Origin of the sequence: Cupriavidus gilardii (assembly GCF_017598945.1) — a bacterium.
Taxonomy (GTDB): domain Bacteria; phylum Pseudomonadota; class Gammaproteobacteria; order Burkholderiales; family Burkholderiaceae; genus Cupriavidus; species Cupriavidus gilardii_E.
Map to the genome: position 1 here is coordinate 12,130 of NZ_JAGFTW010000061.1, position 12,210 is coordinate 24,339.

The 12,210-nt window shown below is 69.2% G+C and carries 8 protein-coding genes and 1 pseudogene; 5 read left to right on the forward strand and 4 right to left on the reverse strand.

Annotated features, from left to right (window positions below):
* Positions 1 to 3: 3 nt before the first annotated feature.
* Positions 4 to 2,175 carry an acetate--CoA ligase family protein gene (locus tag J5T34_RS23275; protein WP_208583268.1) on the reverse strand — a complete coding sequence of 724 codons (2,172 nt, stop codon included), beginning with the start codon at positions 2,173 to 2,175 and terminating at the stop codon, positions 4 to 6.
* A 111-nt stretch (positions 2,176 to 2,286) separates the two neighbouring features.
* Entirely contained in the window at positions 2,287 to 3,093 is an 807-nt protein-coding gene (locus J5T34_RS23280; protein WP_208583269.1) for an IclR family transcriptional regulator, read from the reverse strand.
* Positions 3,094 to 3,331: 238 nt separating this feature from the next.
* Between J5T34_RS23280 and J5T34_RS23285 the strand changes: the two genes are divergently transcribed.
* Both J5T34_RS23285 and J5T34_RS24010 read left to right on the forward strand, forming a co-directional pair.
* Positions 3,332 to 4,009 (forward strand): TetR/AcrR family transcriptional regulator, encoded by a 678-nt coding sequence (locus J5T34_RS23285; protein ID WP_208583270.1) that lies wholly within the window; start codon positions 3,332 to 3,334, stop codon positions 4,007 to 4,009.
* Positions 4,010 to 4,087: 78 nt separating this feature from the next.
* Positions 4,088 to 4,216, forward strand: a pseudogene (locus J5T34_RS24010) (tripartite tricarboxylate transporter substrate binding protein); the annotation flags it as partial.
* On the opposite strand, the gene J5T34_RS23290 reads toward J5T34_RS24010, so the two are convergent.
* Positions 4,162 to 5,577, reverse strand: a complete 1,416-nt coding sequence (locus J5T34_RS23290; RefSeq protein ID WP_208583271.1) for a pentapeptide repeat-containing protein — start codon at positions 5,575 to 5,577, stop codon at positions 4,162 to 4,164. The pseudogene J5T34_RS24010 and the gene J5T34_RS23290 overlap by 55 nt on opposite strands.
* A gap of 368 nt (positions 5,578 to 5,945) precedes the next feature.
* Here J5T34_RS23290 and J5T34_RS23295 point away from each other — a divergent pair, with 368 nt between their 5' ends.
* Positions 5,946 to 6,626, forward strand: coding sequence for a histidine phosphatase family protein (locus J5T34_RS23295; protein WP_208583272.1), 681 nt, complete (start codon positions 5,946 to 5,948; stop codon positions 6,624 to 6,626).
* Positions 6,627 to 6,679: 53 nt separating this feature from the next.
* Complete coding sequence (locus tag J5T34_RS23300) at positions 6,680 to 7,549, forward strand: crotonase/enoyl-CoA hydratase family protein (protein WP_208583273.1); 870 nt, start codon at positions 6,680 to 6,682, stop codon at positions 7,547 to 7,549.
* A 28-nt stretch (positions 7,550 to 7,577) separates the two neighbouring features.
* On the opposite strand, the gene fusA is transcribed toward J5T34_RS23300, so the two are convergent.
* The gene (gene fusA / locus J5T34_RS23305) at positions 7,578 to 9,683 is read right to left on the reverse strand and encodes an elongation factor G (RefSeq protein WP_208583274.1); all 2,106 of its coding nucleotides are present in this window, start codon (positions 9,681 to 9,683) and stop codon (positions 7,578 to 7,580) included.
* Between the two features lie 259 nt (positions 9,684 to 9,942).
* Here fusA and J5T34_RS23310 point away from each other — a divergent pair, with 259 nt between their 5' ends.
* Entirely contained in the window at positions 9,943 to 12,210 is a 2,268-nt protein-coding gene (locus J5T34_RS23310; RefSeq protein ID WP_208583275.1) for a mechanosensitive ion channel family protein, read from the forward strand.

A 12,210-nucleotide genomic window follows, 5' to 3' on the forward strand; every position in this document is an offset into this window, starting at 1 on the left:
GTTTCAATGCGCGTCCTGCCGCAGCGTGATCACGGCATCGGCCGCCACCGGCCCCTCGGCCGTGACGATGAAGGGATTGATCTCCAGCGTGTCGAGCCGCGGCCCGATCGCGGCGGCGGCCTGCGACACGCGCACCAGCACCTGGGCCACCTGTTCCAGCGGCACGGCGGGATTGCCGCGATGGCCGGCAAACAGCGCCTCGGCCCGGCTGTCGCGCAGCATCGCCAGCGCGCGCGGCATCGACAGCGGCGCCAGGCCGAATGCCATCTGCCGAAACACCTCGACCGCGGTGCCGCCGATGCCTGCCAGCGCGACGAGGCCGAACACGGGATCGCGCCGGACGCCGACCATCAGCTCGCCCCAGCCCCGCAGCATGCGTGCGACCACCACGCCCTCGAACGGCACCGGCGCGCCGCCATGGTCAGCCGCATGACGGCCGACCGCATCGCGCACGTGCGCAAACGCCGCACGCACCGCGTCGGCATCGTGCAGGTTCAACGCCACGCCGCCGACATCGCTCTTGTGCAGGATCTCGCGCGAGCACAGCTTGACCGCGACCGGATAGCCGAGCCGATCGGCGATGCGCACCGCCTCCCCTGCGTCGCGCGCCAGGCCGTGCGGGGCCACCGGTACGCCGGCTTCGGCCAGCAGTTGCATCGCCTCGTGTTCGGACAGCGCGTTGGCGTCCGCTGCGATTCGTGGCAGTGCCGGCAGGCGCTCCGGCAAAGCTTCGTCGCATCCATTGCGGCGCGCGCACTGCGCCGCCGCCCGGGCCAGTGCCGCCACCGCTTCGATCGCATGCGCCGGCTCGCGGAACACCAGGCAACCGTGCTGCTCCAGCCAGGCGCGGCGATCGTCGGCAACCAGCCCGCACAGCAGCAGCGGCGCGCTGTCCGCGTTGTCGTGCAGCCACGCCACGGTGCGCTGCAGCTCGGGCCACAGCGCGGGCGCATTGGCGCCGGCCGCGAGAAAGGTCACCACGCTGCCGTATTCCCCGCATGCGGCGACATCGCGCAGCGCGTCCAGCAGCACGCGCGGCTGCGCCACGATCTGGCCGGTGACGTCGATCGGATTGGCGGTGCTGGCAAACGGAATCGCTTTGCGCAGCGCCTCGGCGGGGGCGGCCGGCATCGGCGGCATCGGCAAACCCAGCTGCTCGGCGCGATCGGCCATCATGATGCCGACGCCGCCGGACACCGTGACGATCGCCACCGGCGCCACCGCATCGGCGGCCAGGCCGCTGCCGCTGTGCCAACGTGACGGCCGGCGGCCGCGCGACAGCACATAGCCGAGCCGGAAGAACGCTTCCAGCGATTCGGCGCGATGCACGCCGTATTCGTCGAACACCGCCTGGTAGACCGCGTCCTCGCCCGCCAGGCTGGCGGTATGCGACTGCGCCGAACGCGCGCCGGCCTCGGTGACACCGACCTTGGCCACCACCACCGGCTTGCCCGCCGCGCGCGCGGCGGCCAGCGCGCGGCGCAAACGGCCGCCATCGCGGCAGCCTTCCATATAGGTGAGGATCACGCGCGTATCGTCGTCGTGCGCCAGCCATTCGATCACGTCGGCGACCTGCAGCCCGGCCTCGTTGCCGGTGGTGACCCAGTGGCTCAGGCCCAGACCGGCCTCGCGTGCCAGCGCAAACGCATAGGCGCCGAAGGCCCCGCTCTGGCTGACCAGCCCCACATCGCCCAGCGGCGGCAGGCCGCTCAACGGAATCGGCGAGAAGGTCGCGAACATGCGCTCGCGCAGATTCATCGCGCCGAGGCAATTGGGCCCCAGCAGCGTGATGCCGTGATGCCGCGCCTGTTCGGCCAGCGCCTGCTGCATCCGGGTGCCCGCCTCGCCGACCTCGGCGAAGCCGGACGTGAAGAACACCGCCGCCCGCGTGCCATTGGCCGCCAGCTGGGCCATCACGTCGGCGCCGGCCAGCGCCGGCACGGCGACGATCGCAAGATCGACCGGCTCGCCGAGCGCGTCGAGCGACGGCGTCGCGGGCAGGCCCTGGATCTCGGCCGCCGCCGTATTGACCGGATGCACGCGGCCGCGATACCCGAGCTCGCGCAGCAGGCGAATCGGCATGCCGCCGACCTTCTCCGGTTGGGACGAGGCGCCGATCACGGCGATCGAGCGGGGGCGCAGCAAGGCGGACAGGTCAGGGGTCGGGTCTGGCATCGATGTCTCCGTTGTTGTCGTCAGTCGATGGCGCCGTTGGGGCGGCATCGTGGTGTCTCGTTTGTCAGGCCCTGCGGTGCGGCGCCGTGCGGTGCGGCGTGCTGGGCGGACCTACCGCCCGACGCCGGCCGCCTGCTCGATGCTGCGCACCATCTCGGCCAGCATCGGCGCCACGCGCTTTTCCAGCATGCCGCGGCGCAGCTTGCTGCCGGCGATCGCACAGTTGAACAGCAGCGGGCGGTTCAGATAGACGATGCGCGAGTAGATGCCGACACCATGCACGCCGATGCCGGCCTCGCCCTCGTTGATCGCGTAGCCGCGCTTGGGATAGTGGGCGACGTTGTGGCAGATGCGGTCGTAGCTGGCGGCGTATTCGTCGGGACGTTCGAGCCGCGCGGCGTCCATCAGCTTCTGGAACTCGATCTTCGACAGCGTGCAGAGGAAAGCGCGCCCCATGCCGGTGGTCAGCACCGACCGTACCGCGCCGACGCCGGGCCGCGCCGGCGTGCCCTCGTTGTGCGTGCAGGTGAGCAGATAGGTCACGTCCAGCCGGTGGGCGACGCCCATCGACACCGCGCCGTCGATGCGGTCCGCCAGCGCCTGCATCAGGGGCCGCGCGGTATGCCGCATCGGCAGGCCGGTCAGGTAGGGATAGCCGAGCGCTAGCACCTGCGCGCTGACAAAGTACTTGTCGAGCTTCGGGTCCCAGTCCAGATAGCCGAGCTCGTACAAGGTCTTGCAGATGCGCGACACGGTCGCCCGCGGCAGTTGCAGCCGGCGCGACAGCTCGCCGTTGCCCATCGGCTGCGGCTCGTCGATGAAGCAGCGCAGCAAGGCAAAGCCCTTGGCCAGCAGTCCGCCGAACGACGGATCGTCGCGGCGGCGCTCGGCGATGAATTGTTCGACCGGCGTGTTCATGTTGTCTCCTGAAATCCAGTGTGGTTGGCCGTGACGATAACCGTCAAACGATGGAACGAATTTCCAGATATTGGAAATCCGCGGCCTGTCGTTGACGCTGTCCGATGGGGCCCCTAACGTGACCGGACACTGACCAATCGATCACCGGGCGCATCGGCGCCGCGCTGGTCCGAGCGCGCATCGCGCATCGTTGTCAGTCAAAGTCGACCACTCCGCATTACCAACCTCGGGAGCCGCCATGACCCCTGCCTCTCCGTTCCCGCTATCCGGCACCGCGCGCACCGCCTTCCCAGCGCTCGAGGTCCGATCGCTGCTGCATGCGCCCAAGCGCCAGCGCGCCCGCGATACCGAGCAATCGTTGCTGGCGGCGGGCCGCGCGCTGCTGGCAACGCGGGACTTCGAAGCGATCTCGGTGGCGCAGATCGTCGGGGCGTGCGAGCTGTCGGTCGGCGCCTTCTACGGGCGCTTTCGCGACAAGGCGGCCTTTTTCGAAGCGCTGCAGGCGGCGGCGGTGCGCGAGGCGGAGCAAGCGTTGCAGCGCCATCTCGCCCCGCATCGCTGCGCGGCGGTGCCAACCCCGGTGCTGCTCGACAAGGCGATGCGCCTGCTGGTGCGCGGATGCCGCGCCCAGCGCGGCCTGCTGCGCGCGGCGCTGCAGCAGGCCGTGGCACGGCCGCAGGTCTGGCAGCCGCATCGGGACTGTGCAACGGCCTTCGCGGACCGGATGGTGGCGCTGCTGGTACCGCGCCTGCACGATGGCACGCGGGCCGAGCCGAAGGTGCGCTTCGCCATGCAGGCCGCGTTCGGCATGCTGGTCAATGCGCTGTGGCACGACCCGTCTCCGTTGCGGCTGGACGACGACGAACTGCCTGTGCAGATGGCGCGCCTGATCGAGTGCTATCTGACGTCCGGCTGAATATCGCGACAAGCGATCGCCATCGCCATCATCATCGCCATCCTCGCCACCACCATCAGGGTCCGCAGCGGCCCGCTGGCACGCCGGATCGACGAAATGGGCGCCGAGCCGGTCGGCAATCTGCCGGCCGAGGCGAACCGCGCCTATCGGGCCTATCTGCCGGTGGTGCTCGAATTGACCGAAGACACCGGCGTCAGGCTTGATTGAGGCTGCGGCTGCGGCTGAGGCTGAGGCTGCGGCTGGGGCTGCGGCTGCGGCTGGGAGCGCGATCGGGATTCGGACAGATGGTCCAACAAGCGCTCCGGGGGCTCAAAGCTCCATCGGCACTGTCCACCGCTCAACGCGCTGAACATCGCGCGATATCGCTCCGCCAGGTCGGCCACCGCGCTGACGCACGGATCGGCTACCGCGCCGACCAGTTGCATGCACTGGTGCTTGGCGATGGCCTGCATCCAGACGTTGATGGACAGCTTCGCATTGGGGTCGCGCAGATCGCTCCAATAGTCAGGTGCATGGCGCAGCAGTACCTGGGCGACCGCGGCATGGGTATCCGCGACGTTATGGTTCAGCCTCATGGCCTCGAACAGTGCCTGAACGATGCGGATCATCAGGTTGCGCCGTTGTGCCTGCGTCGGCAGGGAAGACAGCGTCCACAACAGGTTGCCCTCGGGCTGATCCAGCGGTTTGAGCAAGGTGGTGCGTGCGCTGCTGCAGAACACGTCTTCGGCCAGCACCAGCTCGGCGCCGTCGAGCATGGCATCGCGCAGCGTCGCACCGGCCAGCGCCGCGGCATCGAGGCGCTGCCCGCGAAGATCGGCACCGTCTAGTGTGGCGTTCTGCAACTGGGCGCCCGCCAGCTGCGCACGCTGCAGGTTGGCTCCGTCAAGCCTGGCGCCGCGCAGATCGGCAAAGCGAAGGTCGGCCCCCTGCAGGTCCGCCCCGCTCAGCACCGCCTCGCGAGCCTGGCACCTGAGCAGCACCGCGTCGCGAAGATTGGCTCCCTTCAGATCGAGCGGGCCTAGATCGCTGTCGCGCAGATTGCGCCCTTGCAAGTCTGCGCCCGGGCCGAACAAGCTGGCCGCGACGTCGGGGCACAGGCGGCGCAGGTCGATGCCGGCCGGGATGACGGGCCGGTGGGGCGGCGACACCGGGCCTGCCTCTTCGGACGCGCGGTCGCGTCTGGCTGCCGGCGGCGTGCCGTATCGCAGCAGCTGGGCGCGCCGCTGGAGATCGGTCTCGCGGCCGGTGGCGGACGTGCCGCCTTGCTCCACCGGCGGCGGCAGCCAAACCTTCAGATAGAGAGGCAGTACACGCGGCCGCGCGCCCTCGCCGCTGCCTTCGGTCTCCACGCGTATCGCGCAGCGCTTGACGAAGCGGCGTACCCTCCCTTCCCACAGCACTTCGTCGCCGCCCAGGCACAGATACCGCATCAACCGCGCGAAACGCTGGCCGTGGGTCATCTGCCAGAACGGCGCGGTCCTGATCTTCCAGCCGGACTCCGACCGGCACAGTCGGAACCGATGCCCCTGCACTTCGATGACCTCGCCGCGCGTCAGCGCCGCGCGCACCCCCGCGCCGCAATGCGACGATTCGAGCGCCGCGCTGAAGGCGGTGCAATCGCGAAAAACCAGTCTGTGATACGTACGCATCGTCTCGACCTCCCCTTTTCACGCAATGGAAACGCCCTCCTCCGGGCCGCCCGCCACGGTAACCGCGTAGGGCGGCGCCATTTGCGTAACGTGTTGCCGCCTTTTGAAATCTGAGCCTCGGGAGGCGCGCACGCATGGAGAATGCAGCGCGGCCATGACCGGTATGCAGCGTGTCACCCTTGCTGGCCGGCACTCGGAGCGCGCCCTACAATCGAGCGCGACGACCCACCGTCGGCCGGACGGCCAGACCTGCGGGCCGGCTTTCTCCCAACCATCCGTACCCCTCTATGGCAACGCTATTTCTCGTGCGCCACGGCCAGGCCTCCTTCGGCGCGGCCAATTACGACTGCCTGTCGGCGCAGGGCCGCCAGCAATCGCGCTGGCTCGGCGAGTATTTCGTCGAGCGCGGCGTGCGCTTTCGGCGTGTCATCGCCGGCTCGCTGGTGCGCCAGCAGGACACCGCCAGCGAGATCCTGGCCGCCATGGGGGAAGCCGGTGCCGGACTGGCCATCGAAACCCATCCCGGCTTCAACGAGTACGACGGCGAGGCGCTGTATTGCGCCCACACCGGCGGCGCCGATCACCGCGCGCATCAGAACGGCGATTACGCGGACTACTGGCGCACGTTCCGCGCGGCCTTCGCCGCCTGGACCGCCGGCACGCTGACCGGCATGCCCGAGAGCTGGGAGGAATTCGGCAAGCGCATCGCGGCCGGGCTGGCGCACGGCGCCGAGGGCGCGACGCGCGAGGATGCGATCCTGGTGGTCAGCTCGGGCGGCGCGATCGGCCGGGCGGTGGCCGACATGCTGAACGCGCCGGCGCAGACCGCGATCGAACTGAACCTGCAGTTCCGCAATACCGCCTTCTGCGAAATCATCTGCGGGCGCAATACGCAGCGTCTGCTCAGCTTCAACAACGTGCCGCATCTGGAACGCGCGGACCGGCGCGGCGCGATCACCTTCGCCTGAGCGGAACGGCGCGATCGACCTTCCCCGCATTGACCGGCAACCACGGAGCCCCCATGCACCCATCCCAGTTCGAAACGCTGCGCTACGCCGTCGCCGACGGCATCGCCACCATCACGCTGCATCGGCCGGAACAGATGAATACGTTCAATGCGCAGATGATGCAGGAGCTGATCGCGGCCTTCGATGCCACCGACGCCGATGACGCGGTACGGGCCGTGGTGGTCACCGGCGCGGGACGCGCGTTCTGCGCCGGCGCCGATCTGTCCTCGGGCGGCTCGACCTTCGATTTCGAGAAGCGCTATGGGGCGCCGGCCGACGCGCCGCACCGCGACGGCGGCGGACGTGTCGCACTGCGGATCTTCCGCAGCCTGAAGCCGGTGATCGGTGCGATCAACGGCGCCGCGGTGGGTATCGGCGTGACGATGCAGCTGCCGATGGATATCCGGCTGGCCTCGACCGGGGCCAAGTTCGGTTTCGTGTTCTCGCGCCGCGGCATCACGCCGGAAGCCGCGTCATCCTGGTTCCTGTCGCGCGTGGTCGGCATCTCGACCGCGCTCGAGTGGTGCTATACCGGGCGGGTGTTCCCGGCCCAGGAGGCGCTGGACCGGGGCCTGGTGCGTTCGCTGCATGCGCCGGACGAGCTGCTGCCGGCGGCCTATGCGCTGGCACGAGAAATCGCGGACAACGCCGCGCCGGTGTCGGTCGCGATCTCGCGGCAGATGATCTGGCGCATGGCCGGCGCCGCCCATCCGATGGAGGCGCACAAGCTCGACAGCCGCGCGATCCAGTCGCGCGGCCGTTCGCCCGATGCGAAGGAAGGCGTCGAGGCCTTCCTGCAGAAGCGGCCGGCCGCGTTCCCGCAGACCGTGTCGCGCGACATGCCGGACTTCTTCGACTGGCAGGGCGAGCCGCCCTTCGTGTGAGGCCTTGTTGGAGAGCTGACTGGCGGACTTACTGCCGGCGCGCGTTGACGACACCGTCGGCGACGTTGGCCGGCGCCTCGGCGTAGTGCTTGAACTCCATCGTGTAGGTCGCGCGGCCCTGGGTCAGCGAACGCAGCGAGGTCGAGTAGCCGAACATCTCGGCCAGCGGCACCTCGGCGCGCACCAGCTTGCCGCCGCCGCCGGCGATCTCGTCCATGCCGTGCACGATGCCGCGCCGCGACGACAGATCGCCCATCACGTTGCCGGTGAACTCCTCCGGCGTCTCGACTTCCACCGCCATCATCGGCTCGAGCAGCACCGGACGGGCGCGCCGCATGCCGTCCTTGAAGGCCATCGAGCCGGCCATCCGGTAAGCGTTCTCGTTCGAGTCGACCTCGTGGTACGAGCCGAACACCAGCGTGACCTTGACGTCCACCACCGGGAAGCCGGCCAGCACCCCGGCGTTCAGCGTTTCCTGAATGCCCTTGTCGACCGCGGGGATGAATTCGCGCGGGATCACGCCGCCCTTGATCGCATCGACGAATTCGTAGCCCTTGCCTTGCGGCTGCGGCTCCAGGTCGATCACCACATGGCCGTACTGGCCGCGGCCGCCCGATTGCTTGACGAACTTGCCCTCGACGCCCTTGATCGCCTGGCGGATGGTTTCGCGATACGCGACCTGCGGCTTGCCGACGGTCGCCTCGACGCCGAACTCGCGCTTCATCCGGTCGACCAGGATTTCGAGATGCAGCTCGCCCATGCCGGAGATGATGGTCTGGCCCGACTCCTCGTCGGTCCTGACGCGGAACGACGGGTCTTCCTGCGCGAGGCGGTTCAGCGCGACGCCCATCTTCTCCTGGTCGGCCTTGGTCTTGGGCTCGACCGCCTGCGAGATCACCGGATCGGGGAAGGTCATCCGCTCGAGGATGATCACGTTGGCCGGATCGCACAGCGTGTCGCCGGTGGTCGCCTCCTTCAGGCCGACCGCCGCGGCGATATCGCCGGCCCGCACTTCCTTGATCTCGTTGCGGGTGTTGGCGTGCATCTGCAGGATCCGACCGAGGCGCTCGCGCTTGCCCTTGACCGGGTTGTAGACGGTGTCGCCCGAATTCACGACGCCCGAGTACACGCGGAAGAAGATCAGCTGGCCGACGAACGGGTCGGTCATGATCTTGAAGGCGAGCGCGGAGAACGGCTCGTCGTCGCTCGGGTGGCGCTCGGCGTCGCGATCGTCCTCGGTATGGCCGCGAATCGCCGGCACGTCGGCGGGCGATGGCAGATAGTCGACCACCGCGTCGAGCATTGCCTGCACGCCCTTGTTCTTGAACGCGCTGCCGCACAGCATCGGCACGATCTCGTTGGCGATGGTGCGCTGGCGCAGGCCGGCCTTGATCTCGTCCTCGCTGAGCGCCTCGCCGCCCAGGTATTTCTCCAGCAGCGACTCGTTGGCCTCGGCTGCGGCCTCGACCATTCGCTCGCGCCACAGCTGCGCGGTGTCGGCCAGCTCGGCCGGAATCTCGCGGTATTCGAAGCGCACGCCCTGGCTGGCCTCGTCCCAGACGATGGCCTGCATGCGCACCAGGTCGACCACGCCCTGGAAATGGTCCTCGGCGCCGATCGGAATCTGCACCGGCACCGCCACGCCCTTGAGCCGCTCGGCAATCTGCTCGCGCACGCGGAAGAAGTCGGCGCCGACGCGGTCCATCTTGTTGACGAAGGCCAGGCGCGGCACGCCGTACTTGTTGGCCTGACGCCAGACCGTCTCCGATTGCGGCTGCACGCCGCCGACCGCGTCGTAGACCATCACGGCGCCGTCGAGCACGCGCATCGAGCGCTCGACCTCGATGGTGAAGTCGACGTGCCCGGGGGTGTCGATGATGTTGATCCGGTGCTCGGGATACTTGCCGGCCATGCCCTTCCAGAACACCGTGGTCGCGGCCGACGTGATCGTGATGCCGCGCTCCTGCTCCTGTTCCATCCAGTCCATGGTCGCGGCGCCTTCGTGCACCTCGCCCAGCTTGTGGCTGACCCCCGTGTAGAACAGGATGCGTTCGGTCGTGGTCGTCTTGCCGGCGTCGATATGCGCACTGATGCCGATGTTGCGATAGCGCTCGATGGGAGTTTTGCGGGCCACGACAATCTCCTGAGTTAGGGGCCTGTACAAGAACCTGAAGAAAGGGGTCGGAGAAAAGAGGGGAGTTAGAGTAGCACTATCGGCGAAGTTGCGTATGGCGCCGCTTTTGGTGGCGCTTGTGGTCGTGGTATCGGCGACGGCGGCGCCCCGCGGCGTCAGACGGAGACGGGTCGTGCCCGGCCTGGCCATCGGTTACAGTGCGCCCATGGCGGCCCCGGCCCCGGGGCCGATGACCGCTTTCGACGAGGCTCCTGCGACGATGAAACGGCGATGTCATCTGCTCTGGCTGGCGCTGATCTGGCTATGCGCGATCGGCGCGATGCCGGTCGCGGGCGCGGCGGCGCCCTTGGGCAAGCCTGCCGCCGGCTCCTCTACCGGCGCGTCCGCGCCGGCGTCGGAGGCCGCGGCCAGCGTGCCGCTGGCGCAATCGCTGGACCAGGTCATCGAGACGCTGCAGAACGACCAGCAGCGTGCCGCGCTCGTCGGTCAGCTGCAGGCCGTCCGCGACGGCCTCGGTGCGTCGGCCGTGGCCGTCGCGCCAGCCTCGGAGGCCGAGGCCGGCGGACTGGTCGGGGCGCTGGCCGAGGCGGTCGAGCAGGTCGACGACCGGCTCGGCAAGGATCAGGGACCCTGGCGCTATTGGAGCTGGCGTCTGCGCTTTGCCGGCGAGGAATGGCAGCAGGCACTGACCGATCGCGGCCGCGGCAGCGCACTGCGATCGGCGCAGCTGTTCGCCGCGGTGCTGATCGGCTGGGCCATCGGCGGCTGGCTGCTGCACGAACTGGCGCGGCGCGTGCGCGGACGGCTGATGCGGCCCGTCGATCGTGTCCAGCTGCCCACCGTGCCCTCGTGGACCGACGTCGGCATCTTCATGCTGCGCCGGGTCGGTCCGTGGGCCGTCGCCTTCGGCGTGGCGATCTGGATCGTGCGCAGCCTGTCGCTGCATCTGGTGCCGGCCGGTGTCGCCGCGCTGGCGGTGGCCTATGCGCTGATCGCCGGCGCGGTGCTGTCGGCGATATCGCAGACGCTGTTTGCGGTCTTCAATACCGCCCACCGGCGGCGCGCCGTCCACGACCTGCACCAGCACTCGCGCCAAGTGCTGTTCGCGATCGGCTCGCTGGCGGCGCTCGGCGACGCCGCGACCAATGCCCGCGTGATCGCCGCGCTCGGCATCAACCTGTCCGCGGTGACCGCCAACCTGTCCAACATCGGCGCGGCGCTGCTGATGGCGTGGTTCTGCCTGCGTTTTCGCCGCCCGATCGCGCATTTGATCGCCAACCGGCCGCTGGCGATCCGCCAGGCCCATCCGGCCATCACCGATGTGCTGCGGCTGGCCGGCGGCACCTGGCATTTGCCGGTGCTGGCGGTGGTGCTCGCCTCGGTGATCGGTACGCTGCTGGCGGCCGGCCACGCCGACGACTATCTGGGCCGCACCATCCTGACGGTCGCGCTGCTGGTCGCCGCGCTGGCGTTGACCGTGGTGACCGGGCGCTCGCCGCAGGCCCACCAGCGCGGCCATCCACAGCGCTGGCAGCGGCGCTCGGCCTATCTGGCGCGCTTCGGCCGCTTCGCGGTCACGCTGGTGCGCCTGGTGATCTGGCTGGGCTTCTTCGAACTGACCAGCCGCGTCTGGGGCAATTCGCTGCTGCATCTGATGCATTCGACCGCGCTGGGCCGCCGCTTCGCCGACGCCGTGTTCGGCGCGCTGGCCGCGGTGCTGCTGTCGTGGCTGTTCTGGCTGGTCATCGATACCGCCATCACCCAGGCCCTGTCGCCGGGACACGGGCGCGGGCAGCCGCCCAGCATGCGGGCCCGAACCATCCTGCCGCTGCTGCGCAACGCCGTCTTCGTCGCCCTGCTGGTGATGGCGCTGATCGCGGTGCTGGCCAACCTCGGCGTCAACGTGACGCCGCTGATCGCCGGCGCCGGCGTGGTGGGCCTGGCCATCGGCTTCGGCGCCCAGACGCTGGTGCAGGACCTGATCACCGGGCTGTTCATCGTGCTCGAGGACTCGATCGCGATCGGCGACGTGGTCGAGCTGCCCGACCACAGCGGCACGGTCGAAGGCATGACGATCCGCACCATCAAGCTGCGCGACGGCAAGGGTGCGCTGCATGTGCTGCCGTACAGCCAGATCAAGGCGATCAAGAACCTGTCGCGCGGCCATGCGTTCGCGGTGTTCAATATCGGCCTGCGTTACGACAGCGACCTGGATCGCGCGCTGGCGCTGATCCGCGAGGCCGGCGACGAGATCGCGCAGGACATCCGTTTCACGCATCGGCTGCTGTCGGGGCTGGACATCCTCGGGCTGGACCGCTTCGATCCTTCCGGGCCGGTGGTGCTGGCCCAGTTCAAGACGCTGCCGCTGGCGCAATTCGAGGTCACGCGGGCGTTCAACGCGACGCTGAAGCAGAAGTTCGACGCGGCGGGCATCCGCATGGCCTCGCCGTATATGACGCTGCAGCTCGATGGCGGCGGCGCGGCGGAGGTCAAGCCGCTGATCGAGGGGAGCGCGGGGACGGCGTAA

Bases quoted from the DNA above. Each gene is read 5' to 3' on its own strand.
- J5T34_RS23275 (WP_208583268.1), bottom strand. From the start codon at position 2,175: ATGCCAGACCCGACCCCTGACCTGTCCGCCTTGCTGCGCCCCCGCTCG.
- J5T34_RS23280 (WP_208583269.1), bottom strand. From the start codon at position 3,093: ATGAACACGCCGGTCGAACAATTCATCGCCGAGCGCCGCCGCGACGAT.
- J5T34_RS23285 (WP_208583270.1), top strand. From the start codon at position 3,332: ATGACCCCTGCCTCTCCGTTCCCGCTATCCGGCACCGCGCGCACCGCC.
- J5T34_RS23295 (WP_208583272.1), top strand. From the start codon at position 5,946: ATGGCAACGCTATTTCTCGTGCGCCACGGCCAGGCCTCCTTCGGCGCG.
- J5T34_RS23300 (WP_208583273.1), top strand. From the start codon at position 6,680: ATGCACCCATCCCAGTTCGAAACGCTGCGCTACGCCGTCGCCGACGGC.
- J5T34_RS23310 (WP_208583275.1), top strand. From the start codon at position 9,943: ATGAAACGGCGATGTCATCTGCTCTGGCTGGCGCTGATCTGGCTATGC.